Source organism: Pseudarthrobacter sp. TE9888 (assembly GCF_056279345.1).
Genome location: NZ_JBWBRD010000002.1, coordinates 752,370 through 776,205 on the forward strand (window position 1 = coordinate 752,370; position 23,836 = coordinate 776,205).

A 23,836-nucleotide genomic window follows, 5' to 3' on the forward strand; every position below is an offset into this window, starting at 1 on the left:
ATGGCAGCACCCAAGTCCTCGCTCTCCGCGGGGGACCTCGCGCACATTGACGGGCAGCTTGCCGGCACCGACCGGCTGCTGGAACAGAACTACCCGGGCGACGACGGCTCCCGCCAGCCCGTGCACACGGTGTACGTGCCAGCGGACCGGTTCACGCCCTCGCTCGCGGCCGACTGGGGCGCCCAGGCAATCGCGACGGCGGAAGCCCACGGCGGCTTCGGGGAGCTGGGCCGGCTGCTTGGCCAGGACGCCGGGCTCGCCGAAGCCGTGGCAGGCCGCGTCCAGGCCAAGCTCCAAACCGAGCCGATTGAGGACCTGCGCCTGGATTTCGAGGACGGCTTTGGGGACAGGGGCGACGACGCCGAGGATGCCGCCGCGGTTGCCGCGGCGTCCGCGGTGGCCACGGCAGTCGCTGCCGGGTCAGCTCCCCCGTTCATCGGCATCCGCTTCAAATGCTTCGAGGCTCCCACCCGGGCCCGCGGCCTGCGGACCCTGGACCTCTTCGTCTCCGGCCTGGCCGCTGCCGGCGAATTGCCGGATGGCCTGGTCCTGACCCTGCCCAAGGTCACTACTGTGGCGCAGGTACAGGCCATGGACTATGCGGTCTCCCGGCTCGAGGACGTGCACGGCCTTCCTGCGGGACGGCTGCGGTTCGAGGTGCAGGTGGAAACGCCACAGCTGATCCTCGGTCCGGAGGGCACGTCACCTGTGGCGCAGCTCCCGCATGCCGTGCCCGGGCGGATCAGCGGGCTGCACTACGGCACGTACGACTACTCGGCTTCGCTGCAGATCTCCGCGGAGTACCAGTCCATGGAGCACCCGGTGGCGGACTTCGCCAAGGAGGTCATGCAGCTGGCCGTGGCAGGCACCGGCATCCGGCTTTCCGACGGCTCCACCAACATCATCCCGGTGGGCGACAACGTGGAGAACGCCTGGCAGCTGCACGGGCGCCTGGTCCGAAGGTCCCTGGAACGCGGCTACTACCAGGGCTGGGACCTGCACCCGGCCCAACTGCCCAGCCGGTTCGCCGCTACTTATGCCTTCTACCGCGAAGGCCTGCCGGCTGCCGCCGCCCGCCTGCGCAACTACGTGGAGCGGACCGAAGGCGGCGTCATGGACGAACCCGCCACCGCCCGGGCCCTGGCCGCGTTCGTCCTGCGCGGCGTCCAGTGCGGGGCAGTCGGCGCCGAGGAAGTCCAGGCGCTTGCCGGCGTCGGGCTTCCCCAGCTCACCGCCCTGGCCCACCCGCGGCTCGCCACCACCTCCAATTCCTAGCCAAAGGATTCCTTTCAATGGGCAAGTACTACTCCCCCACCGGCGGACTCCCGCCGCAGACCCACCTCACCACCGAACGGGCCATCGTCACCGAGGCCTACACGGTGATCCCGAAGGGCGTGATGACGGACATCGTCACATCCAACCTGCCGGGCTTTTCGAACACCCGGTCCTGGATCATCGCCCGCCCCATCTCCGGCTTCGCCACCACCTTCTCGCAGCTCATCGTCGAGATCGCACCGGGCGGAGGAGCGCCGAAGGCCGAATTCGAGGCCGGCGTGGAGGGCGTCATTTTCGTTACGCGCGGCAAGGTCAACCTCACCCTCGACGGCGAACTGCACCCGCTCGAGGAGGGCGGCTACGCGTATCTGGCCGCGGGGTCGGAATGGGGCCTGGAAAACGTCTCCGACGACGTCGTTTCCTTCCATTGGATCCGCAAGGCCTACGAGCGTCTTGAAGGGTACGAGGCCAAGTCCTTCGTGACCAATGAGAAGGACGTGGAGCCCACGTCCATGCCGGACACCAATGACGTCTGGAAGACCACCCGGTTCACGGACTCGAACGACCTCGCCCACGACATGCAGGTCAACATCGTCACGTTCCAGCCCGGTGGCGTCATCCCGTTCCCGGAAACCCACGTGATGGAGCACGGCCTCTATGTCCTGGAAGGCAAGGCCATGTACCTGCTGAACAACGACTGGGTGGAGGTAGAGGCCGGTGACTTCATGTGGCTGCGCGCCTTCTGCCCGCAGGCCTGCTACGCCGGCGGCCCCGGGGAATTCCGCTACCTGCTCTACAAGGACATGAACCGCCAGGTGAAGCTCACCTAAGCGCCCCTGACCCATCCGGGCAGACAGCAGAGGCCGTTATGGAATGTCCATAACGGCCTCTGCTGTCGATGCTGTTGGTCAGGCGGCGGGGTTCAGGACCACCTTGATGCAGCCGTCTTCCTTCTTCTGGAACTTCTCGTACAGGGCAGGCGCACCGTCCAGGTTGGACCGGTGGGTGACCAGGTCCATGACACCCAGCGGATCGGCGTCGTCCTCCACGAGCGGAAGGATGTCATCGGTCCAGCGCCGCACGTTGCACTGCCCCATGCGCACCTGGAGCTGCTTGTCGAACATGGTGAGCAGCGGCATCGGGCTGGCCGTCCCGCCGTACACCCCGCTCAGGGACAACGTACCGCCGCGCCGCACCGCATCAACGGAAGCATGCAGCGCTGCCAGCCGGTCCACGCCGCTGGTCTCCATCGCCTTCTGGGCCAGCTTGTCCGGCAGGAGGCCCAGCGCCTGGTGGGCGAACCCTGTCACCGGGGAACCATGGGCTTCCATGCCGACGGCGTCAACCACCGCGTCGGGGCCGCGCCCGCCCGTCGACTCCCGGAGTTCGTCCGCGATGGTTTTGCTGTAATCGAGCGTTTCCACGCCGTGCCGTTCCGCCATGGCGCGCCGTTCAGCGACGGGGTCGATCCCGATCACCCGGAAGCCGCGGTGCACGCCGATGCGTCCGGCAAACTGGCCCACTGGCCCCAGGCCGAACACAGCGAGCGTGCCGCCGGGCGGGACGTCCGCGTACTCCACGGCCTGCCAGGCGGTGGGGAGGATGTCGGAAAGGAACAGGTAGCGCTCGTCCGGAAGCTCGCTGCCCACCTTCACGGGACCGTAATCGGCGTGGGGCACGCGCAGGTACTCGGCCTGGCCGCCGGGAACGGAACCGTAGAGCTCCGAGTAGCCAAAGAGGGCGGCGCCGGAGCCCTTTTCCTTGACCTGGGTGGTTTCGCACTGGGACTGCAGGCCCTGCTTGCACATGTAGCAGGAACCGCAGGAGATATTGAAGGGGACCACCACGCGGTCTCCCTTGCGGAGGTTGGTGACGCCGCTGCCCACTTCCTCCACGATGCCCATCGGTTCGTGTCCGATGACGTCGCCCTTGTGCATGTAGGGGCCGAGGACCTCATAGAGGTGGAGGTCGGAGCCACAGATTGCCGTGGAGGTGATCCGAACGATCGCGTCCGTAGGTTCTTGGATGACGGGATCGGGCACTTCTTCCACGCTTACCGATCGTTTTCCTTGCCACGTCAGTGCTTTCACAGTCTCCCTTTCGCTCTGCTGTGCCCGCGGGGGTCTCCCCGGGCGGGGCAGGGCGCCTGCCGGCACCCCTTTCTTCGACGCTATCTGTTTTGGCGGAAAAAAGTAAGCATGCTGATTAAAAGCTTGTGGCCGCCACCCAGGGCCCCTAGCGTAGGAGGGTCGGGAAACAGAAAGAGGAACGCCATGTCGCTCTACCAGCCGGAACCGGTCGAGATCTCCACCCGCATGCGTCCGGGCGAATGGACCGAAGAAAGCCTGGCGGAACTGGTCAGCACCTACCGGATGCGAATCGAGGAGATGGGGGCGCCTACCGCCGAAGTCACCACCGATATCGAACGGAACGACGACGGATCGGTCAAGGTGATCGTGTCCTGGACAAAGCCCGCCATCGCCGGCGAGGAAGACTCCTTGCCGGGCGGACAGCCGCTGTAGCCGGAAGATTTAGGAGCGCGGCTCCAGCACGAGCAGCCGCCCAATGGCGCTGGCACCCAGGTTCTGCAGCAGGTGGCGCGGCCCGTCATAGACCTCGACGGCCCCCGCCTCCCGAAGTTCGGCCGCATGGATTCCCCCGCAGGTAAGTCCAATGGCCGGGATCCCCAAGGCACCCGCCGCCTTCATGTCCCAAACCGCGTCGCCCACGTAAACGGCGTCCGCGGCGTCCACCCCCACAGCCTCCAGGGCTGCCTCCAGGATGTCCGGCGCAGGCTTGCTCTCCTTCGCATCATTGGCGCTGGTGGCGGCGTCGATGAAGGCGTCGGCGTCTAGGACGGAGCGCATGACCTCCAGGTCCCGCTGCCGCGCAGAGGAGGCCAGCGCAACAGCAACGCCCCCGGCATGGCACTGGCCCAACAGGTCCTTGGCCCCGTCCAGGGCGCGCAGCGACGGCCAGTGCGAGGCGTAGAGTGCGCCATGGCTGGCCATGATGTCCTCGTCCTCGTCCCGGTCGCGGCCGGACGGCAGGAGGTGGTCCACCAAACGGGCGCCTCCCATGCCGACGAGCCGATGGATGGCTGCCATGGGGACGTCGTGGCCGTACTGGCGGAACGCACCCCACCAGGCGACGGTATGGATGTACGACGAGTCGATCAGCGTCCCGTCAACGTCAAACAGGACCCCCCGGCGGGAGCCGCCAGGGGGTGTGGTGGATTCAGCCATCAGCCCACCGCTGCCCGTCGGACGCCGGGCGACTTTTTAAGCCTGGCCGCTTCTTCCTTGGGTGAACTGACGGGCCGCACGCGTTCGCGGATGACGGATCCGGCGCCATCCAGGCTCTTGTCCCGGATCAGGCCCGTACCGGCGATTTCCCGGGCCATGGCGACCCCTGCCACAGCGGCCCGCTTGGTGGGGAAGGTAACCGAGATGGCCATCAGGTTCCCGCTTCCGTCCATCATCCTGATCCGGTAACCACCGTCGGGGGCATCCACGAGTTCAAAAAATCCGGCCATAACTATCACTCCTCCGTCAATCACGGCACTGTGCTTGGGGGCACTCCATGAGTTGTTAGTAAGTATACTTATCTATCCTGCGAAGGAGAAGTTCCAGCCCGTTCCGCACCGCCTCAGTGCGAATCCGCCTTGTCCTGCGGAAAGGGAGTGTCACTGCGGCGAACCGTATCCTGATGGAGCTCCAGGGCGCTAGTCACAAGCGCAAAGTGGCTGAAGGCCTGCGGTGTATTGCCCAGTTGCCGCCCGGCCTTTACTGCCCATTCCTCGCTCAGCAGCCCAACGTCGTTGCGCAGTTCCAGCAACCGCTCGAAAAGTTCGCGCGATTCCTCGGGGCGCCCGGCACCCAGCAGCGCCTCCACCAGCCAGAACGAGCAGGCCAGGAAGACCCCTTCATCCCCCGGCAGGCCGTCGTCGCTCTCCCCCGGCTTGTAGCGCAGCACGAATCCGTCCTGGGTCAACTCCCGCTGGATCGCTTCGATGGTCCCCACCACCCGGGGGTCGTCGGGAGGAAGGAATCCCACACGGGGAATCAGCAGCAGGCTGGCATCCAGTTCCGGGCGGCCATAGGACTGGACGAACGTGTTGCGCTCGGCATCGAACCCATTGGCCATGATGTCCGCGTGGATCTGGTCCCGGAGGGCCTCCCACCGCTCCACCGGGCCCGGAAGCCCGGATTCCCGTACGCCCTTCACCATCCGGTCGGCGGCAACCCACGCCATGACCTTGGAGTGGGTGAAATGCCGGCGTGGTCCCCGCATCTCCCAGAGGCCGTTGTCCGGCTGGTCCCAGATGGTTTCCAGGTGCTCCATCAGGGCGATCTGCACATCCCACGCTTCGTCCGTGTGCTTCAGCAGTGAGTTCCGGGTCAGGGCCAGGCAGTCAAGGACCTCGCCCCACACATCCAGCTGGAACTGCTCCGCCGCCGCATTTCCGATCCGAACCGGGGTGGAGTTCTCGTAGCCCTTCAGCCACGGCAGTTCCATCTCCGGCAACCGCCGCTCGCCGTGGATCCCGTACATGATCTGCAGGTCGGCGGGGTCACCCGCGACGGCCCGGAGCAGCCAGTCCCGCCAGGCAGCAGCCTCCGCCGTGTAGCCGGCAGCCAGCAGGGCCTGCAGGGTCATGGCGGCATCCCGCAGCCAGCAGTACCGGTAGTCCCAGTTCCGCTGGCCGCCGGGCTGCTCGGGGAGGGACGTGGTGATAGCCGCGACGATGCCCCCTGTGGGTGCGTAGGTCAGTGCCTTGAGCGTCACCAGGGAACGGACCACGGCGTCCTGGTACTTCCCCTTGACGGTGCACTGCGAGGACCAGCCCCGCCAGAATTCGAAAGTGCTGTCCAGGACGTGCTCTGCCTCAACGCTGACCGGCCGTCCCACGTGGCTTGGCGCCCAGGTCAGCACGAACGGTACCTTCTCGCCGGCGCTGACCGTGAAGTCGCTGACCGTGTGCATGTTCTCGCCATGCAGCGGGGCCGGGGTCACCAGGTAGACGGCATCCGGGCCGGCGATGGCGTGCAGTCCGCGTTTATCCTTCCGCACCCATGGGACGATATGGCCGTAGTCGAACCTCATGACCAGCTCTCCGTGCATTTTGACGGTCCCGCTGATGCCCTCCACGATGCGGACAATATCGGCGACTGAATCCCTGGGCGGCATGAAGTCGGTGACCCGGACCGTTCCGTCAGGCGTTTCCCATTCGGTGTCCAGCACCAGGCTGCCGTCCCGGTAGCTGCGGCGCGTGCAGGTTCCCCCGCCCTCCGGCGCCAACAGCCAGCGTCCCGCGTCAGGGGTGTCCAGAAGCGCATTGAAGCAGGCAGGGGAATCGAACCGCGGGAGGCAGAGCCAGTCGATCGAGCCTTCCTTGCTGACCAGGGCCCCCGTGTGAAGGTCGCCAACCACCGCATAATCTTCAATTCGCGCCATGAGAACACCCTGCCACACAGAGCTCCGAACGGAAGGGGAATATCCAGGTGTAGCGTGAGGGAAATGGCGATCCATATCGGCACCTCCGGCTGGAGCTACGACCACTGGGAGAACGTCCTGTACCCGCCGGGCCTGCCCGCCCGGGACAGGCTCCAAAGCTACGTCTCCGGGTTCAGCACGGTTGAGTTGAATGCCAGCTTCTACCGGTGGCCCCGGGACACCACCTTCGCGGGCTGGAACCGGCGGTTGCCGCCCGGTTTCACCATGTCCGTCAAGGCGCCCCGCGGCCTGACCCATGCGCGCAAGCTCTATTCACCGGAGGTCTGGATTGAGCGCATTGCCCGGTGCTGGCATGAGCTGGGGGACAAACGGGCGGTGCTCCTGGTCCAGCTGCCGCCGCAGCTGGAGCGCGACGACGCCCGGCTGGACTATTTCCTCGCCGCGCTTCCGTCCTGGATCAGGGTGGCCGTGGAGTTCCGGCACCCCAGCTGGGACTCCCCCGGGGTGTTCGCCTTGCTGGAGCGGCACCAGGCGGCCTACTGCATCATGAGCGGCGCCAACCTTCCGTGCATCCTCCGGACCACCGCGCCTTTCGCGTACGTCCGGCTGCACGGGCCGGACCACGAGCACCTGTATGGCGGTTCCTATTCGGATGCGGACATGCACTGGTGGGCGGACCGCATCCGCGGGTGGGACAGCGCGGGCATCGACGTCTTCGCGTACTTCAATAACGACGGCGGCGGGAACGCCGTGCGGAATGCCTGGACCCTGCGCGGGATCCTGGGCGCAGGCTGAAGGCTGCCGCCGCCCTGTGGCAGAGTTAGGGCATGGACACGGCTCCGCAGAACCCAGCCCAGGACAACGCCCCCGCGCCACGGCAGGACAAGATAGGCCAGTACGCGTTGTCGGGAAGCCGCTTTTTCCGGTTGGCGCATTGGGTGTCCGACTCGGTCAACGATGTCCGTATCACACTGGCCAAGCGGTGGAAGTTCGTACCGCAGACCATCGCCTACCAGGGCTATGGTTCCACCACGCGGGTCAGGGTGCTGGGGCGCGTGCTGCTGACCCACAAGCCGCTCCCGGGGAGCAAAGCCGAGCACGAGGCGAAAAACGGAAACCAGAACATCCGGGGCTGGCGTGCTTTCACCGGGGTGCCGCTGCAGTTTACCGACGTCGAGATCACCATCGGGGACGTCGTCACCCACGTCACGGCGGACCGGGGCGGACTCATCGACACCGAGGTTGATGTGCAGCTTTCCCCGGGCTGGCACACCGCAGTCCTGCGCGCGGAGGGGACCGAGCCCGCGGAGGCTTTGATCCAGGTAATCGCACCCGGCGTGGAATTCGGCATCGTGTCCGACATCGACGACACCGTCATGGTGACCGCCCTGCCCCGGCCCTTCCTGGCGCTGTGGAACACCTTCGTGCTCAGCGAACGGGCACGCATGGCCACGCCGGGGATGGCCGTGCTGCTGGACCGCCTGACCATTGAACATCCCGAGGCCCCGGTCATCTACCTCTCCACCGGCCCCTGGAACGCAGCCCCCACGCTGGGACGCTTCCTGACGCGCAACATGTACCCCAAGGGCACGCTGCTGCTGACGGACTGGGGCCTCACCCAGGACCGCTGGTTCCGCAGCGGCCAGGACCACAAGCACCGCAACCTGGAGCGGCTCGCCCAGGAGTTCCCGGACATGCGGTGGCTCCTGATCGGCGACAACGGGCAGCATGACGAGGCCATTTACTCGGCTTTCGCCGCCGAAAACCCGGAAAAGGTCGCGGCGATCGCCATCAGGCAGCTGTCCGTCAGCGAGTCGGTGTTCGCCGGCGGCCACTCCGAGGACGGGGACCACGCTTCTTCCCGCGTGCCGTGGATCTACTCCCCCGACGGCGCCGGCATCGCCAAGCAGCTCGCCATGTTGGACCTGCTCCGCGGCTGACTACTCAGGGGTTGGCCAACAGGTCATCGCTGCCGGGGAGGTCGTCGCTGGGCAGCAGGTCCGGAACCACCGCCTGGGCGATGGCGGCCTCGGCGGCTGCTGCCAGGTCGCGTTCCTCGATGAGTTCCTGGAACCAGAAGTAGGAGGCCTTGGGCGTGCGCTCCAGTGTTTCGAAGTCAACGTGCAGCAGGCCGAACGGCTGCTTATAGCCCGCGGACCATTCGAAGTTGTCCAGGAACGACCACACGTAGTAGCCGCGCAGGTCCACGGACTCGGCCACCCCACCGGGGGCCGTTGCCCGCAGCGCGGTTTCAAGGTGGTCGGAGATGTACTTCAGCCTGCGTTCATCCGGGATGAACCGGGTGTTGGTGGACTTGTCCCGGACAATGATGTCCTCGAAGCTGGCGCCGCCTTCGGTGATGATCACGGGCGGCAGGTTGGGGTACCGGTCCGCCATCTCCTTCAGTGCCACGGCCATGTACTCCGGTTTGACCGGCCACCCGTAGGCGGTAATGTCCGCTTCCGGCCAGGCTTCCACGTGGAACGGCGTTGCACCGCTGCCCGTGGCGTTGAGGTCGCTGCCCATGGCTTCCGCCATGCTTGAGGGCACGGTGCCGCTGCCGGGCCCCGCCGCCACCTTGGTGGGCATGTAGTAGTTGAGCCCATAGAAGTCCAGGGGCTGGGAGATGATCTCCATGTCCCCGTCCGGGTGATCGAAGGAACTGAAGAACTTCGCCGCACGGATCAGGTCCGGGTATTTGCCCGTCAGGACCGGGTCCGCGTACAGCCGGTTCTGGCCAAGGTCCATGACCCCGGCACTGATCTTGTCCAGCGGATTGATCGAGTTCGGCACCATGGGTGAGTACACATTGGTCATCCCGATTTCACCCGGCACCTTGGCGGCGCGGAGGGCCTGGACCGCCAGGCCATGGCCCAGCAGCTGGTGGTGGACGGTGGGGAAGGCGCCCAGGGCGAGCTCCTTGCCCGGCGAGTGGACGCCAAATGCGTAGCCGTTCGCGCTCACGGTTGCCGGTTCGTTGACGGTGACCCAGCGGGCCACCCGGTCCCCGAAAGCCTCAGCCACGATTGCGGCGTACTCCCCCAGCCGGTAGGCCGTATCGCGGTTCATCCAGCCGCCCGTTTCGTCCAGCTCCAGGGGCGTATCCCAGTGGTAGATGGTGGCCATGGGCGAGATCCCGTTGGCCAGGAGCTCGTCCAGGAGCCGGTCGTAGAAGGCGAGCCCCGCGCGGTTGGCCGGGCCGGTCCCGCCGGGCTGGATGCGCGGCCAGGAGAAGGAGAACCGGTAGGAGTCCACGCCGAGCTGCTTCAGCAGGGCTACGTCCTGCGGCATCCGGTGGTAGTGGTCAGTGGCCACCACCGGGCTGTGGTCCTCCACGATGGCGCCCGGTTTCGCGGCGAACCTGTCCCAGCCGGAAGGTCCGCGGCCGTCTTCGTCCAGGGCTCCCTCGATCTGGAATGCTGCGGTTGCGACGCCAAGCGTGAACCCCGGGGGGATGAGCGCTGCGAGGTCCTTGGCGGTGATGTGCATGGGGGTCCAGCCTTTTGGTCACGGAAGTTTGGTACGTCCCAGAATGTCACAGCGCAAGACGGCTGACGAGCAGCAACTCCGCGCCGGGCACGGGCGCCTACTGTGACCCGAACAGGAACTCCTTGGCGTGCGCCACTGCCTTGCGGAAGGCGTCATTGCGGAGGGTCACCAGGTGCTCCGAGTCGCCGTCGGACGGTTCAAGGTACCCGGTATAGCCGGGCCGCAGGACCCAGATGTCGCCCGCCGGCGGCAGGTAGAACACCCCGAAGGAACGCTGCTGGTTTTCGTCCGCCGTCCAGACGGGGACCACTGCCAGCGCCGCGCCCGTGGCCGGATTGATCCATTGCGCCCGCGGCAGCGGCTGTTCGTGCGCCTCAGGGTCCAGGAAGGGTGCGGTTCCCGGGCCCCAGCGCTGTTCGAAGCGCTCATGGAATGCGGGAATGAGGTGTGAATCGTAGCGCCGCCAGTCGCTCATGCAGCTTTCCGCCTCCTTGGATGATGGGGACTGGGTTTAATTGGTTCCCCGGTTCAGGGCCGGGGCCGGTTTCAGGCCGACGGCCCGCTTTCAGGCCCACGGCCCGCTTTCCCACCGCACCGGGGTGATGCGGATGACAGGTCCGGGTGCACGGCCGGGACCGTGGACTGTCCGGACCGGAACCACGGTGGCTGCCCCCGCAGCCGGCCGCCGGTCGTAGTCCGCGCGGCGTCCGGGATCACTGAGCACGTAAAACGCCTGCATGATTCCCAGGAGTTCGTCACGCTGGGCCGGGGCGCCGGCCGTCGCGGGGTTTCCAAGTGGCCGTTCGTCCACGTCCTCGTAGCTGCCGCCCATGTCGGGATGGTGGCTGCGCATGAGGACCCGGTACGCATGGGAGATCTCCTGCCGGGTGGCATCCCGGCCTACGCCCAGGACCGCGTAGTAGTCGGGGACATCCGTCATCCCAGCCTCCTGTTCACCGGCGCCCCCGCCGGGACCGGCAGGGGCGCGCAGGCAGAACCTAGGTATTGATCTCCTGCATCCCGCCCTGCCGGGTCTGGATCTCGATCTTGCGCGGCTTGGCCTGCTCGGCAACCGGAATCCGCAGGGTGAGGACGCCCTGGTCGTAGCTGGCCCTGATCTTCCCGGTGTCCAGGGTGTCACCCAGGATCAACTGGCGGCTGAATACGCCGCGGGGACGTTCCGAGGCCACGAGTTCCACATTGGGCTGCGTGGGGTCCTGGCGTTCGGCCCGCACCGTCAGGACGTTCCGTTCAACGTTCAGGTCCAGCGAGTCCACCTTCACGCCTGGAAGGTCGAACGCCACCACGAATTCGCCGTCCTCCTGCCAGGCGTCCATGGGCATCGCGGCCGGACGCGCGGCGGTTCCAAAGACCTGCTGCGTGAGCCGGTCCAGCTCACGGAACGGGTCGGTACGCATCAACATCATTTCCCACTCCTTCAGCTTCCAAGGTGATGGATCTGCGCCTTCGTCCAATGCCAGCTAAATCTATGGCAGTGGATATAGATTTTTTATAGCACCCGTGGAAAACTGAAGCAAGGTACCGGCCGGAACAAATTTTGGGAGTACGGATGGCAGATCCTGGGGCGGGACGGCCCGCGCGTGCGCCCGGGTCGCGGGCCCTTTACGCCATTTCGGTGGCCGCTGAGCTCACGGGCACCGGGCAGCAGAACATCAGGCTGTACGAAACAAGGGGGCTGTTGACGCCCTCCAGGACGGCCGGCGGTACCAGGCAGTACAGTGACGCCGATATCGCCGTCCTGCAGCGGATCGGGGAACTCCTTGAGGAGGGGCTCAACCTGGCGGGTATTGCCAAGGTCCTGGAACTGGAGGCAGCGAACGTGGAGCTGCACCGGGCCCTGAAACGCGCCAGGTCCCGGCCGCAGTAATGTGCCTCCGCGTCCGATGGGGCCCTACTCCCGGCCGGATTCCTCCTTGGAGAGCTCTCCCGTTACCGGTTCGCCCGGGATCCTCGCGGTCCGCCAGGTGTCCAGGGCGATGACTCCGCCCAGGATGAGCAGCGACAGCGAGAAGGATGCAAGGGTGTCGGTGGGCCAGTGGTAGCCCAGGTAGAGCCGGCTGCCAATGGCAAGGATGATCCCGATCCCGGCCCCGATGAAGCCAAAGACGGCGGACCGGGGGTTCCGGCGGCGGGAGAAGATCAGGTAGGCGCCCACCAGCAGGAAGTCGCAGGCCCCCAGGACGTGTCCGGACGGGTAGGAGAAGGTCTGGTCCGCGCCGAACAGCATTTGGTCAACGGGGGGCCGCGAGCGCTGGACGATGTGCAGGATGATCTGGGAGATGATCACCCCTGTCAGCATCGCAGATGCCAGCAGGATGGGGCGCCAGGCATGTTTGGCTGCGAATCCCCAGACGAGGATCACCACCAGCACAATGATGGGCAGGGCGATGGGGCCGAAGAACACGGCCAGGAAGATCATGAAGGCGGTAAGTGCTGCCGAGCGGGTTGTCAGGAGCCAGTCGTGCACCGGGTGGTCCGCAACAGTGAGGCCGTTGGACTGCAGCACGCTGGTCAGCGTGGCAATGAAGAGCGCCAGCCCCACCACGGCCAGGATGACCGAAGCCCGGTAAAGCCGGCGCCGGTCGGCAGGGTCGATATAGCGCTCCTCCACCACGAACTTTTCATTGAAGGTGTGCCACTTGCCGGATTTGGCCTCCGCGGCTGCGGAACCTGCTGATTTCTGTGCCAATGTACTGCCCGTCCCTGCGCCCTGGTATGTGCACGCCGGATGGGCGTGCTGTGTGAATGCCTAGGCTGAAGATTATCCCCATGTAAGGCCGTTCGCTCCATCACCGGGCGGAAGGACGGCCGGCAGCCGTTGCGGCGGTCAGTAGGAGCCGGTGGTGAACTGCCAGCTGCGGCCGGCCAGCGGATTGCCGGCCAGGTCCCGGATTCCGGCAGCACCGCCCGTCAGCGTCACGGTGTAGCGGGTCTTGGCGGCCAGCGGTTCCTGGGGGTCGAGGATCCACTGGTTGGTGGTGCCGTTCCGGTAGACGGACGCTGCAACTGCGGCGCCGGTGGAGGCGTTCCGGAGGGTGAAAGTGGTGGTGCCGGCGCCCTGGATGGCTTCGCTGAAGGTGGCGCTGACGTTGCTGTTCCGGCGGACCAGGAGCGCGTTGCTGCCCGGGGTGTAGCTGGTGAGGGTGGGCGCGGGGCCGGTAGTGAAAGTCCAGCTTGAGGTGGCCAGCGGTGTGCCCACGGTGTCCCGGATGGCAGAGGTTCCGCCCACCAGCGTGGCCGTGTAGGTAGCGTCTGCGGCGAGGTTTGCGGCCGGGTCGAGGGTGGCGGTCCTGGTGGTGGCGTTGTACGTGACGGTGGCGGCGATGGCGGCCCCTGCGGCGTTTTTGAGCACGAAGGTCATGGCGGAAACGCCCTGGACAGGGGCGCTGAAGGTGGCCGCCACGTTCGTACCCGCGACCACAGCGGTGGCCTTGGCGGTTGGCGAAACCGAGGTGATGGTCGGGGCAGGAGCAGGAGCAGGAGCCACGGCGTCCGCGCCCGTAAACAGCAGGCGGTTCGGGGTTCCTGTGGTGGCACCGGTGACCACTCCGGGTGTGGCGTTGGCTGCCAGTGCCGCGGCCACGTCGGCTGGTGCCAGGGCGGGGTTCTGCGAGAGCAGCAGGGCTGCGGCGCCGGCGGTGCGCGGGGCCGCCATGGACGTTCCGGACATGGACGCCGTGGCCGTGGTGGAGGTGTAGTAGTCGGAGGTGATGCCGAGACCGGGAGCGTACAGGTCAACGCAGGACCCGTAGTTGGAGAAAGAGGCCTGCTTGTCGGTGGAGTCGCTGGCTGCCACGGTCACGGCTCCGGGGACGCGGGCCGGTGAGCCTGTGCAGGCGTCCACAGCGGAGTTGCCTGCCGCCACCACGGTGGTCACGCCGTCAGCCAGGACCGCCTGGACCGCACTGTCCACCGTGCTGCTGGCCGCGCCGCCCAGGCTGAGGTTGGCTACGGCGGGTGTCCCGGCAACATGGTTCGCGGCGATCCAGTCCAGGCCGGCCACCACGTCCGAGTTGTAGCCGGACCCGCTGCAATCGAGCACCCTGACAGGGACCAGGGTGGCGCCCTTGGCGACCCCGTACGTGGACCCGGCCACAGTGCCGGCCACGTGGGTGCCGTGGCCGTTGCAGTCGGTGGTTCCGTTGCCGTCTGCCACCGCGGTCCAGCCCGCTGCCACCCGGCCGCCGAAGTCGGTGTGTGAGGCCAGGATGCCGGTGTCCACCACGTAGGCGGTCACACCGGCGCCGGTCCCGGTCCACGAGTAGGTCCCGGACAGCGGCAGGGTCCGCTGGTCGGTGCGGTCCAGGCCCCAGGGTGCGGGCTGCTCGGTCCCGGACAGCGTCACGGGCGCGTCGGGCTCCACGGACAACACTTTCCCGGACCGGGCCAGGGCCGCGGCCTGGGCGGGGGTCGCGCTGACAACGGCGCCGCGCAGGGCGTGTTCAAAAGTGCGGCCGACGGCGAGGCCCTGCCCGCGTAGTCCGGACACCTCGGCCGCCAGGTCGGCAGAGGGAGCGTACTGCACCAGGTAGCGGCCCGTTGCGTTGCCGGCGGCGGGTGGTCCGGGCACAGGCACCGCGGCGGCGGGCAGGGACGCAGCGGAAAGGACGACGGCGGAGAGCAGCGCCGTGAGCGCAGGCAGCACGAAGAATCGGGTACGCATGTGGGGTCCTTGCGGTGGCAGTTGGCGGTACCAAAAGGATAGGAGCCGGAAGCGCACGGCTTCCGGCTCCTTGGACGATCCTGTGCCAACCCTTGGCGAGTGCTGCGGACCGGTTGCTGCGTACCTTCGTTAGGCCTGGTTCTCCCCGGCGCCCGGGCCGCCTGCTGCGTGGTTCCGCCAGCTGTGCTCGGGCTCGAAGCCCAGCAGCCGCCGCGCCTTGTCGATGGACAGCATCGTTTCGTGCTCGCCCAGCTCCTTGGTGACCTTGACGTCCGGAAACACCTCGGCGGCGAGGCCGGCGCTGGACCGGCTCATCACGGTGTCGGCATTGGCGATGATGAAGGCCTCGAACCCCGGCTTGGCGTTCTCCAGCGCCCGGGCCACGGCCTGGGCGCCGTCCCGGCCGTCGATGTAGCCCCACAGGTTCCATTTCCGCAGCGTCGGGTCGTCATCGAAGGAGGGGAACTTTTCGTAGTCGGCCTCATCCATGACGTTGGAGAACCGCAGGCCCGTGATGCTCAGTTCCGGGTCCCACCGCGTCATTTCCACGGCCATCCGCTCCTCCAGGGTCTTCACCAGGGAGTAGGTGCTTTCCGGCCGCGGCGGGTATTCCTCATCTACGGGAATGTAGGGCGGGTCGATGTCGAACGGCAGCCCCAGCACGGTCTCGCTGGAGGCGTACACCACCTTCTTGATCCCGGCCCGCCGCGCAGCCTGGAAGACGTTGTAGGTGGACAGCATATTGTTCTCGAACGTTGCTGCGTCCGGGAGGATGCCGGGGGCGGGAATGGCACCCAGGTGCACCACGGCGTCGAACCCCTCATGCCGGTCATCCACCCCCAGCAGGGCGTCCACAACATGCCCGTAGTTGCGCAGGTCCACCACCAGGAGTTCCGGGCTGCGTTCACCTGCCCGGTCCAGGGTGAGGACCTGGTGGCCGTCGTCGGTGAGCCGGCGCACCACGTGCCGTCCCAGTTTTCCGGTTCCGCCTGTAACGGCAATTCTCATCAGTGTTTCCTTCTGTTGGAGTGCGTTCACCCGTGCGGTGTTTCGGTCAGGACGGAGGGCGCGGGGCTGCAAGGAACTGTTCGACGGCGGCGATTGCCGCTGCGGTGATCCCGTCCGGATCACCGCTGCCGTTGACGGACACCAGGATGCCCCGGCCCGCGTACACCGAGACTACTTCATGGGTCTGCCGGTGGTAGAGATCCAGCCTGCGCCGAAAAACGTCGATCGTGTCATCGGTGCGGCCCTGCTCCAGGGCACGCCGCTGCATCCGCTCCTCGAGTTCCGCGTCCGGCGCCGTCAGTTCGATGACAGCGTCCAGCACGTGGCCGTGGTCCGCGAGCATGTGATCCAGTTCCAATGCCTGCGGGGCGGTGCGCGGATAGCCGTCCAGCAGGAATCCCTGCCTCGCATCGCTTTCCATGAGCCTGTCCTTCACCAGCGCGTTGGTGAGGTGGTCCGGGACGAAGTGGCCGTCGTCGAGGTACCGCGCGGCTTGGTTTCCCAAGTCCGTCTTCCGCCTGACGTTGCTCCTGAAGATGTCCCCGGTGGACACGGCGGGGACCTGGAAATGCCGCGCCAGGTGCTCGGCTTGCGTTCCCTTGCCGGAGCCCGGCGGGCCGATGATAAGGAGCCTGCTCATGTTCCTGTCCTTCCGCAGCGGGGGCACGGTCTATGGGCCCGTCGGAGGCAGCACCGGATCCCGCTTCATTGTGCCGGTTGGCCCCTGTCCGGCGCCAGCAACCGGTGTTACGGCCGGGTGGTAAATGGGATTCGCCCCACCGGCACATGTATATACTCTGGTTATCGGTTTAGCAGCAGGCCGTTGGAAAGTTCGTCGATCCAGCGACCATCACCGGCTCCGCCGCCCAGTTGTGGGGCATGCGTGTGTGTTGCAGGCTCGTTTTGACCTGAACGAATGGCACCAAGAAACCGTGGCCGGCGAGTCAACAGCAAAAACCGATACATCCATCACCGAGCACCTGCATGAACTGGTCCTCAACAGCTCCGACGTTGAGGACTTCCTTAACGAACTGGCACAGGTGTCCGCCCGTAACCTTTCAGAGCCCGGCGACGAGATGCTGTGCGCCATCACCCTGCTCCGGCAGCGGAAGACGGCGACGATCGCCAGCAGCAGCCCGGAGGCAAAGTCCATCGGACGGCTTGAGCACAGGTTCGCCGAGACTCCGAGCCTGACCGCATACACCGAGCAGGAGACTGTCCACGCGCCGGACCTCGAGGACGATGGGCGCTGGCCGGACTACTCCCCTGCCGTCGTGGCGAAGGGAGTCCGGTCGGTTGCTGCCCTGCCCTTCCGGCTCGAAGGCGAAACCAAGGCAGCACTGCTGCTCTACTCCCGGCGCGCCCACCGCTTCGAGGGCCGGGTGCTGAAGTTCGCCGAGGATTTTGTCAGCCAAACATCGCTGGCGCTCCGTCTTGCAGTGCGCTTTGCACATTACAGCGAGGCGGCGGCGAACCTCCGCGCCACCCTTGAGTCCCGCACGGTCATCGACATGGCGGTGGGGATCATCATGGCCCAGAACCGGTGCAGCCAGGAGGACGCTTTCGCCATCCTGAAGACCGCGTCGAGCACCCGCAACACCAAGCTCCACGATGTGGCCGCGGCCGTGGTGAACGCCCTGGGCCAGGGGCCCGCGCGCACCCATTACGACGGCTAGGCCCCGCGGCCTGCGGCATCCCCGCCCGCCCAGTAGAATGGTGCCAACTTTTCGCCGGGGGGCTCAATTTGGAACAGCAGCGTGTTTGCCTTGTCGTGGAGGATGACGACGATATCCGGGGCCTGATCTCCGTGGTCCTTGCCCGCGCAGGTTTCAAGGTCACCGCCGTGGCCACGGGCGGGGAGGGCATCGCAGCAGCGGCCGATCCCGCCACCGCCCTGGTCACCCTGGACCTTGGTCTTCCGGATATGGACGGACACGTGGTGGCGCGCGCCATCCGCGCCCTCACCACCGCGCCGCTGCTGTTCCTCACCGCCCGCTCCGAGGAGGACGACGTCCTTGCCGGCATGGCGTCCGGGGCCGCCGGCTACCTCACCAAACCCTTCCATCCGAAGGAGCTGAAAGAGCTGGCCGGGAAGCTATGCCCGGCGGCGGCCGCCTCCCAGGAGCCGCACATACCCGGCACATCGCACTGCTGAGCCGCCGGCCGGCAGTCCGGCGTAACCCCTCAGCGGCAGGGCGGCGCCCGACGGCGGTGCGTTGGCTGCTCTTCCCAGGATGATCCGTCCACGGGGTACCGGTGGACCATGATGCACCGCAGCCAAGCATGTGACACTATATGCGCATGAATGCAGATAAGAATGCTTGCTCCCTGGGCACTGACAGCCAGTACGTGGAGCTGGCCGTGGAGGTGTTCGCCATGCTGGCCGATGCCACCAGGGTGCGCATCGTCCTTGCCCTCCGTGATGGGGAGATGGCGGTGGGCGCCCTTGCGGACGTGGTGGGCAAGTCCCCTGCCGCTGTTTCCCAGCACCTGGCCAAAATGCGCCTGGCCCGGATGGTGTCCACGCGGCAGGACGGGACGCGTGTGCTCTACCGGCTGGAAAACGAGCATGCACGGCAGCTGGTGGCCGATGCTATTTTCCAGGCCGAGCATGCCCTCGGCGGGGAACCGGCCCACCACCGGATCGCCAACCACCCCGCGCAACGGAGTGCCTCATGAGCCGGCCGCACCAGGAGTCCACGCACACCCATGACCACGACCACGACCACGGGGAAGGGCATGACCACGACCACGGGCACGGCCACGACCACGGGGAAGGGCATGACCACGACCACCATCACCATTCCGGGTTCAAGGGCTGGCTGTTTGAACTGTTCGTCCCGCACACCCACGACGCCGCCGATTCCATAGACGACGCGATGGAAGCCAGCACCGAGGGCGTCCGGGCGCTGAAGATCAGCATGTTCGTGCTGCTGGCCACCACCGTGCTGCAGTTCCTGGTGGTCCTGTTCAGCAGCTCGGTGGCCTTGCTGGCGGACACCATCCACAACTTCTCCGATGCCCTGACCGCAGTGCCCCTATGGGTTGCTTTCATCCTGGGGCGCAGGGCCGCCAACCGCCGGTACACCTACGGCTATGGCCGGGCAGAAGACCTGGCAGGCCTGTTCATCGTGGCCGTGGTGGCGCTCTCCGCCGTCGTGGCCGGCTGGCAGTCGATTGACCGGCTGATCCATCCCCAGCCGCTGCAGAACCTGGGCTGGGTCATGGCCGCAGGCCTGATCGGCTTTGCCGGAAACGAAGCCGTGGCCATCTACCGCATCCGGGTGGGCCGCAGGATCGGTTCCGCCGCGCTGGTGGCGGACGGTGTGCACGCCCGGACCGACGGCTTCACCTCGTTGGCTGTGGTGATCGGCGCCGTCGGCGTCATGCTCGGTTTTCCGCTGGCGGACCCCATTGTCGGCCTGGCCATCTCCGCAGCCATCATGGTGCTGCTCTGGGGCACTGTGCGGAGCATCGGCCGGCGGCTCATGGACGGCATCGAACCAGACCTGGTCTCCCGCGCACAGGTGGCGCTGGAGGAGACGCCGGGCGTGCTCGCGGTAGGAAACCTGCAGCTTCGGTGGTCCGGCCACCGGCTCCAGGGATCGGCACGGATCGAGGTCGCTGACACGGAGTTGTCGCAGGCGGAAGAGATCCTCGACCGCGCCGGGCACAGGCTTCGGCACGCACTGCCCAAGCTTGACCATATGCTCCTGGCTCCCGCCACCCGGCGGTAGCAGGCACCAAACACAGAAGTGGCCCTGCCAGCCGGCGGGCCACTTCTGTGTTTTTGAATTTTTGGGCTAGGCCCGGGCAGTCTTTCCAGGCAGCGCCAGTTTGAAGACCTTGGCCCATGATGAACCCACCTGCTTCAGGAGCGGACCTGTGGTGTACTTCAGGCCGTAGCGCTGGCAGATCTCACGGACCCTGGGTGCCACTTCCGCGTACCGGTTGGAAGGCAGGTCGGGGAAGAGGTGGTGCTCGATCTGGTGCGAGAGGTTGCCGGTCATGAGGTGCATGAACTTGGAACCGGAGATGTTGGCGGACCCGATCATCTGGCGGACGTACCAGTCCCCGCGGGTCTCTCCATCCACCATCTCTTCGGTGAAGGTGTCGGTGCCTTCCGGGAAATGCCCGCAGAAGATCACCGCATGCGCCCAGACGTTGCGGATGGCGTTGGCTGCGATGGTCCCGAAGAGGGCCTGCTTCGCGGAGCCGGTCAGCATGGCCAGGGCGGGGGTGGCGGCGTAGTCCTTGGTGAACTGGGTGACCACCTTCTTGCCCAGGGCCTTGAGGTCCTTGAGCAGGGCCTCCTTGGACTTGGTGCCTTCTTTGTACTCGGTCAGCTCGAGGTCGTAGATGGCGATGCCCCACTCGAAGACCGGGGCAAGGATGGCGTTGAACAGCGGGTTAGCCAGGTTGATGGGCTTCCACGGCTGCTGCTCATCCATGCGCAGGAGGTTGTATCCGACGTCGTTGTCCTTGCCCACCACGTTGGTCCAGCGGTGGTGCAGATCGTTGTGGGTGTGCTGCCAGGACCGCGACGGGGTGACGAAGTCCCATTCCCAGGTGGTGGAGTGGATGTCCGGGTCCCGCATCCAGTCCCACTGGCCGTGCAGGATGTTGTGGCCCAGTTCCATGTTTTCCAGGATCTTGGCCAGGCTCAGGAGGGTGGTGCCGGTGACCCAGGCAGCCTTGTTCTTGCTGACCAGCAGGGCGGCCCGGCCGGAAAGTTCCAGGCCGCGCTGGATCTTGATCATGCGGCGGATGTAGGCGGCGTCTTCCGCGCCGCGCTTGCCCAGGATCTCGTCCCGGATGGCGTCGAGCTCACGGCCCAGCTCAGCCACCTGTTCGTCGCTGAGGTGCGCGGCCGCGGGTGGCCGGACGCTGGGGCTTCCCGATTCGGCCAGTTTTCCGGGGCGCGTCCTGGAGGTGCCGGCGCTGGCACCTGCGGCGGTGGTGGTTTTCGTGGGTGAGATGACAGTCATACGGTGCTGCTCCTCAGAGTTCGAGGTTGACGGGTCCGGCGGCTGCCGAAACACACGTTTGGATCAGTTGGCCGGGTTCGCCATGGATTTCCCCGGTGCGGAGGTCGCGGACCTGCCCTGCGAGCAATGGCGTAAGGCAGCTGTGGCAGATTCCCATGCGGCAGCCGCTGGGCATCAGCACCCCGGCGTCCTCGCCGATGTCCAGGATGGGGGTGTCGCCGTCGGCCTCCACCTCGCGGTCGGAAGCCTCGAAGGTGACCAGGCCGCCGTCGTGCCCCACGCCTGCGTTGAAGGTGGTGTTGAAGCGTTCGATCATCAGGTTGCCGGCATCGCCGGCCAGTGCGACGTCGGTCCCGGGGGCGCGCGTGGTCAAGGCCGCGCGCTTCCACAGCGCCTCGGCGTCGTCCAGGAAGCTGTCCGGGCCGCAGGCGTAGGCTGCCCGCTCTTTCCAGTCGGGGCAGATCTCGTCCAGCTCACGGGTGCTGGAGAAGTCCATCCGGCCCTGCTCGCCCGTGTACCAGTGCGCCAGGCGGAAATTGGGGAACTGGTCCGCGAGCTCTGCCAGCTCTTCCCGGAACAGGCTGTCCCCGGGCGTGCGCGCGGAGTGGACCAGGACGACGTCGGCATCCGGACGCCGCGGCACAAGGGTACGGATCATGGACATCACCGGAGTGATGCCGCTGCCGGCGGTGACCATGAGGAGTGGGCGGGGATGCTCCGGAAGGACGAAGTCCCCCTGCGGCGGGGCCAGGAACAGGACGTCGCCGGGCTTGGTGGTGCGCACCAGGGTGCCGGAGACGGCGCCGACGTCGGTGACGGTGATGGCCGGGTCCTTGCCCGCGGGGGCGCTGAGTGAGTAGGAGCGCCAGTGGCGGACCCCGTCGAGTTCGACGCCGATGCGGGCCCACTGCCCGGCAAGGTGCGCCTTCCAGCCCCGGCCGGGACGGAAGAAGATGGTTGCCGACTGGGCGGTTTCCTGGACCACCCTGGTCACCACGCCCCGGAGCTGCCGGGCTGAATAGACAGGGTTGAAGAGCGAGAGGACATCCTCCGGCGATAACGGGGTGGTGAGTACTGAAGCCGCCTGGGCCAGCTGTCGTAGCCGGATCATGCGTCAAAGCCTAGGGCGGCGCGAGCCATATTTCTCTCTCTCCGTCATATGACCGGTCAGCAGTCACAGTGTAGTTGGGGCGCGAAGCCCCCACACCGCACTTTAAGAGTAACGGTTCGGTCTCGCAAAAGGTTCCCAGCGTCCTGTCGGCTCCATCCCAGGTCCGGGGCCCCGCCGCATTCCCGGCTGGGATGATGGCTTCGTGGGTATCCCTGGTGAGACTGTCAATATTTTCAAGACCGTCGTGTTGTTCGTGCTGGCCGCTGTGGCGGAAATAGGTGGGGCCTGGCTGGTGTGGCAGGCCGTTCGCGAAGGCAAGGACTGGTGGTGGGCCGGGCTTGGCGTGATCGCGCTGGGCGCCTACGGTTTCGTGGCCACGCTCCAGCCCGATGCCCATTTCGGCCGGATCCTGGCGGCCTACGGCGGCGTGTTCGTGGCCGGTTCCCTGGCCTGGGGCATGGCCTTTGACGGCTTCCGCCCGGACCGGTGGGACATCGCCGGGTCCCTGGTCTGCCTCCTGGGGGTTGCCGTGATCATGTTTGCTCCCCGCAGCGGCGGATAGCCGGGCGCGCTGTTAGCGGGGGTGGCTAAACTCTAGCCACGACGAAAGGCGGGACCTGTGGACCGGGTGGACTACTGCGTTATCGGCGGCGGGATCGTGGGCCTGGCAACGGCTTACCAGCTGTTGCAGAAGCAACCGGGAGCTTCGCTGGTCCTGCTTGAGTCTGCAGACTCCCTGGCTTCACACCAGACCGGACACAACAGCGGCGTCATCCACTCCGGGATCTACTACGCCCCGGACAGCCTCAAGGCACGCTTCAGCAAGGCGGGGTCGCAGCAGACCAAGGAGTTCTGCCGGGAACATGGCATCAGGTACGCCGAGCCGGGCAAACTGCTGGTGGCAACGTCCGCCACGGAGCTGGACAGGTTGAACCGCCTCGAAGAACGCGCGGCCGTCCATGGGCTGGACTGCGAGAGCATCGACCGGGACGAACTCAACCGGCGCGAACCCAACGTTGCAGGCCTGGGCGCCCTGTTCATCCCCAGCACCGGCATCGTGGACTACCGGGACGTGGCGCGAAAACTGGCCGGCCTCATCTCTGCTGCCGGCGGCCGGGTCATCACCGGAGCCCGGGTGGACTCAATCGTGGAGCATTCAGACCGGGTGGACGTTGGCACAGCCCAGGCCCGCTATTCCTGCCGGCGCCTGGTGGCCTGCGCGGGCCTGCAGTCGGACCGCCTGGCGGAAATGGCCGGAATGAAAATCGATGTGCAGATCATTCCTTTCCGCGGAGAATATTTTGAGCTGCCGGACGCCAAATCCGGCTACGTCAGGCACCTCATCTACCCGGTACCGGACCCGGACCTGCCCTTCCTTGGGGTCCATCTCACTCCCACCATCCACGGCAGCATCACGGTGGGACCCAATGCGGTGCTGGGCCTGGCCCGGGAGGGCTATCCCAAGTTCTCGGTGGACCTCAGGGATGTGGGCCGCTATGTGCGCTTTCCGGGGCTGTGGCATGTGGCCCGGACCAATGCCGCCACCGCGGTGCGCGAGGTCCGCAACTCGCTGTTCAAGGGAAGCTACCTGCAGGAATGCCGCAAATACGCCCCGGGACTGGCGAAAGCGGACCTGCTGCCGTACGAGGCAGGCATCCGCGCACAGGCTGTACGCCGGGACGGAACGCTCCTCCACGATTTCCTGCTGGCAGAGACGGACCGGATGATCCACGTTTTGAACGCCCCCTCCCCTGCCGCAACTGCCGCCCTGCCCATCGGGGATCATCTGGCCGGCAAAGCCGTGTTCCGCCAAACTCCCTGACC

Annotated in this window: 26 protein-coding genes; 12 read left to right on the top strand and 14 right to left on the bottom strand. The window is 66.6% G+C overall.

Translation table 11 applies throughout. From position 1 onward, the window contains the following. The gene (locus tag ACZ9J7_RS04125; protein WP_476207244.1) at positions 1-1,275 is read left to right on the top strand and encodes a DUF6986 family protein; all 1,275 of its coding nucleotides are present in this window, start codon (positions 1-3) and stop codon (positions 1,273-1,275) included. Positions 1,276-1,292: 17 nt separating this feature from the next. Next, a complete protein-coding gene (locus ACZ9J7_RS04130) occupies positions 1,293-2,105 on the top strand; it encodes a bifunctional allantoicase/(S)-ureidoglycine aminohydrolase (protein ID WP_476207246.1) in 813 nt (270 codons plus the stop codon). A 78-nt stretch (positions 2,106-2,183) separates the two neighbouring features. On the opposite strand, the gene ACZ9J7_RS04135 is transcribed toward ACZ9J7_RS04130, so the two are convergent. Further along, on the bottom strand, positions 2,184-3,365 hold the full coding sequence (locus tag ACZ9J7_RS04135) for a zinc-dependent alcohol dehydrogenase (RefSeq protein ID WP_476207248.1): 1,182 nt from the start codon (positions 3,363-3,365) through the stop codon (positions 2,184-2,186). A 183-nt stretch (positions 3,366-3,548) separates the two neighbouring features. Here ACZ9J7_RS04135 and ACZ9J7_RS04140 point away from each other — a divergent pair, with 183 nt between their 5' ends. Further along, positions 3,549-3,797, top strand: coding sequence for a hypothetical protein (locus ACZ9J7_RS04140; protein ID WP_476207250.1), 249 nt, complete (start codon positions 3,549-3,551; stop codon positions 3,795-3,797). 9 nt (positions 3,798-3,806) lie between these two features. Here the strand turns inward: ACZ9J7_RS04140 and ACZ9J7_RS04145 are convergent, their stop codons facing one another. The 3 genes from ACZ9J7_RS04145 to ACZ9J7_RS04155 all read right to left on the bottom strand — a co-directional run bounded on the left by ACZ9J7_RS04145 (position 3,807) and on the right by ACZ9J7_RS04155 (position 6,732). After that, a complete protein-coding gene (locus ACZ9J7_RS04145; protein WP_476207252.1) occupies positions 3,807-4,520 on the bottom strand; it encodes an HAD family hydrolase in 714 nt (237 codons plus the stop codon). Next, positions 4,520-4,810: a hypothetical protein gene (locus ACZ9J7_RS04150; protein WP_476207254.1), complete on the bottom strand. Its 291-nt coding sequence runs from the start codon at positions 4,808-4,810 to the stop codon at positions 4,520-4,522. The genes ACZ9J7_RS04145 and ACZ9J7_RS04150 overlap by 1 nt, the downstream gene beginning before the upstream one ends. Before the next feature lie 113 nt (positions 4,811-4,923). Next, positions 4,924-6,732: a glycoside hydrolase family 15 protein gene (locus ACZ9J7_RS04155; RefSeq protein WP_476207256.1), complete on the bottom strand. Its 1,809-nt coding sequence runs from the start codon at positions 6,730-6,732 to the stop codon at positions 4,924-4,926. Positions 6,733-6,795: 63 nt separating this feature from the next. Between ACZ9J7_RS04155 and ACZ9J7_RS04160 the strand changes: the two genes are divergently transcribed. Both ACZ9J7_RS04160 and ACZ9J7_RS04165 read left to right on the top strand, forming a co-directional pair. Next, on the top strand, positions 6,796-7,527 hold the full coding sequence (locus ACZ9J7_RS04160; RefSeq protein ID WP_476207258.1) for a DUF72 domain-containing protein: 732 nt from the start codon (positions 6,796-6,798) through the stop codon (positions 7,525-7,527). A gap of 32 nt (positions 7,528-7,559) precedes the next feature. Continuing rightward, positions 7,560-8,672 (top strand): App1 family protein, encoded by a 1,113-nt coding sequence (locus ACZ9J7_RS04165; protein WP_476207260.1) that lies wholly within the window; start codon positions 7,560-7,562, stop codon positions 8,670-8,672. A 4-nt stretch (positions 8,673-8,676) separates the two neighbouring features. Here the strand turns inward: ACZ9J7_RS04165 and ACZ9J7_RS04170 are convergent, their stop codons facing one another. The 4 genes from ACZ9J7_RS04170 to ACZ9J7_RS04185 form a co-directional block, all read right to left on the bottom strand. Then, positions 8,677-10,221: a glycoside hydrolase family 1 protein gene (locus ACZ9J7_RS04170; protein ID WP_476207262.1), complete on the bottom strand. Its 1,545-nt coding sequence runs from the start codon at positions 10,219-10,221 to the stop codon at positions 8,677-8,679. A gap of 97 nt (positions 10,222-10,318) precedes the next feature. After that, positions 10,319-10,696 carry a hypothetical protein gene (locus ACZ9J7_RS04175; RefSeq protein WP_476207263.1) on the bottom strand — a complete coding sequence of 126 codons (378 nt, stop codon included), beginning with the start codon at positions 10,694-10,696 and terminating at the stop codon, positions 10,319-10,321. Positions 10,697-10,786: 90 nt separating this feature from the next. Beyond that, positions 10,787-11,161, bottom strand: a complete 375-nt coding sequence (locus tag ACZ9J7_RS04180) for a J domain-containing protein (protein WP_476207265.1) — start codon at positions 11,159-11,161, stop codon at positions 10,787-10,789. A gap of 58 nt (positions 11,162-11,219) precedes the next feature. Next, positions 11,220-11,645, bottom strand: coding sequence for an Hsp20/alpha crystallin family protein (locus tag ACZ9J7_RS04185; protein ID WP_476211800.1), 426 nt, complete (start codon positions 11,643-11,645; stop codon positions 11,220-11,222). Between the two features lie 146 nt (positions 11,646-11,791). On the opposite strand from ACZ9J7_RS04185, the gene ACZ9J7_RS04190 reads away from it, so the two are divergent. Next, positions 11,792-12,109 carry a MerR family transcriptional regulator gene (locus tag ACZ9J7_RS04190; RefSeq protein WP_476207267.1) on the top strand — a complete coding sequence of 106 codons (318 nt, stop codon included), beginning with the start codon at positions 11,792-11,794 and terminating at the stop codon, positions 12,107-12,109. Positions 12,110-12,133: 24 nt separating this feature from the next. Here ACZ9J7_RS04190 and ACZ9J7_RS04195 read toward each other — a convergent pair whose 3' ends face one another. The 4 genes from ACZ9J7_RS04195 to ACZ9J7_RS04210 form a co-directional block, all read right to left on the bottom strand. Next, a complete protein-coding gene (locus tag ACZ9J7_RS04195) occupies positions 12,134-12,931 on the bottom strand; it encodes a phosphatase PAP2 family protein (protein WP_476207269.1) in 798 nt (265 codons plus the stop codon). A 138-nt stretch (positions 12,932-13,069) separates the two neighbouring features. Next, complete coding sequence (locus ACZ9J7_RS04200) at positions 13,070-14,905, bottom strand: S8 family serine peptidase (RefSeq protein WP_476207270.1); 1,836 nt, start codon at positions 14,903-14,905, stop codon at positions 13,070-13,072. A gap of 129 nt (positions 14,906-15,034) precedes the next feature. After that, entirely contained in the window at positions 15,035-15,913 is an 879-nt protein-coding gene (locus ACZ9J7_RS04205; protein WP_476207272.1) for an NAD-dependent epimerase/dehydratase family protein, read from the bottom strand. A gap of 46 nt (positions 15,914-15,959) precedes the next feature. Beyond that, positions 15,960-16,553 (bottom strand): adenylate kinase, encoded by a 594-nt coding sequence (locus tag ACZ9J7_RS04210; RefSeq protein WP_476207274.1) that lies wholly within the window; start codon positions 16,551-16,553, stop codon positions 15,960-15,962. A 292-nt stretch (positions 16,554-16,845) separates the two neighbouring features. On the opposite strand from ACZ9J7_RS04210, the gene ACZ9J7_RS04215 reads away from it, so the two are divergent. From ACZ9J7_RS04215 to ACZ9J7_RS04230, 4 genes are all read left to right on the top strand, one after another. Next, on the top strand, positions 16,846-17,589 hold the full coding sequence (locus ACZ9J7_RS04215) for a GAF and ANTAR domain-containing protein (RefSeq protein WP_476207276.1): 744 nt from the start codon (positions 16,846-16,848) through the stop codon (positions 17,587-17,589). A gap of 68 nt (positions 17,590-17,657) precedes the next feature. Beyond that, positions 17,658-18,068: a response regulator transcription factor gene (locus tag ACZ9J7_RS04220; RefSeq protein ID WP_476207277.1), complete on the top strand. Its 411-nt coding sequence runs from the start codon at positions 17,658-17,660 to the stop codon at positions 18,066-18,068. Positions 18,069-18,214: 146 nt separating this feature from the next. Continuing rightward, the gene (locus ACZ9J7_RS04225; protein WP_476207279.1) at positions 18,215-18,592 is read left to right on the top strand and encodes an ArsR/SmtB family transcription factor; all 378 of its coding nucleotides are present in this window, start codon (positions 18,215-18,217) and stop codon (positions 18,590-18,592) included. Then, the gene (locus ACZ9J7_RS04230; protein ID WP_476207280.1) at positions 18,589-19,650 is read left to right on the top strand and encodes a cation diffusion facilitator family transporter; all 1,062 of its coding nucleotides are present in this window, start codon (positions 18,589-18,591) and stop codon (positions 19,648-19,650) included. The genes ACZ9J7_RS04225 and ACZ9J7_RS04230 overlap by 4 nt, the downstream gene beginning before the upstream one ends. A 66-nt stretch (positions 19,651-19,716) precedes the next feature. On the opposite strand, the gene ACZ9J7_RS04235 is transcribed toward ACZ9J7_RS04230, so the two are convergent. Both ACZ9J7_RS04235 and ACZ9J7_RS04240 read right to left on the bottom strand, forming a co-directional pair. After that, a complete protein-coding gene (locus ACZ9J7_RS04235) occupies positions 19,717-20,901 on the bottom strand; it encodes a fatty acid desaturase family protein (RefSeq protein ID WP_476207281.1) in 1,185 nt (394 codons plus the stop codon). 13 nt (positions 20,902-20,914) lie between these two features. Further along, a complete protein-coding gene (locus tag ACZ9J7_RS04240; protein WP_476207283.1) occupies positions 20,915-22,012 on the bottom strand; it encodes a ferredoxin reductase in 1,098 nt (365 codons plus the stop codon). A gap of 202 nt (positions 22,013-22,214) precedes the next feature. On the opposite strand from ACZ9J7_RS04240, the gene ACZ9J7_RS04245 reads away from it, so the two are divergent. Together ACZ9J7_RS04245 and lhgO are read left to right on the top strand one after the other, a co-directional pair. Then, complete coding sequence (locus ACZ9J7_RS04245; protein ID WP_476207285.1) at positions 22,215-22,574, top strand: YnfA family protein; 360 nt, start codon at positions 22,215-22,217, stop codon at positions 22,572-22,574. A 57-nt stretch (positions 22,575-22,631) separates the two neighbouring features. Next, positions 22,632-23,834: an L-2-hydroxyglutarate oxidase gene (lhgO, locus tag ACZ9J7_RS04250; protein WP_476207287.1), complete on the top strand. Its 1,203-nt coding sequence runs from the start codon at positions 22,632-22,634 to the stop codon at positions 23,832-23,834. Positions 23,835-23,836 lie beyond the last annotated feature (2 nt).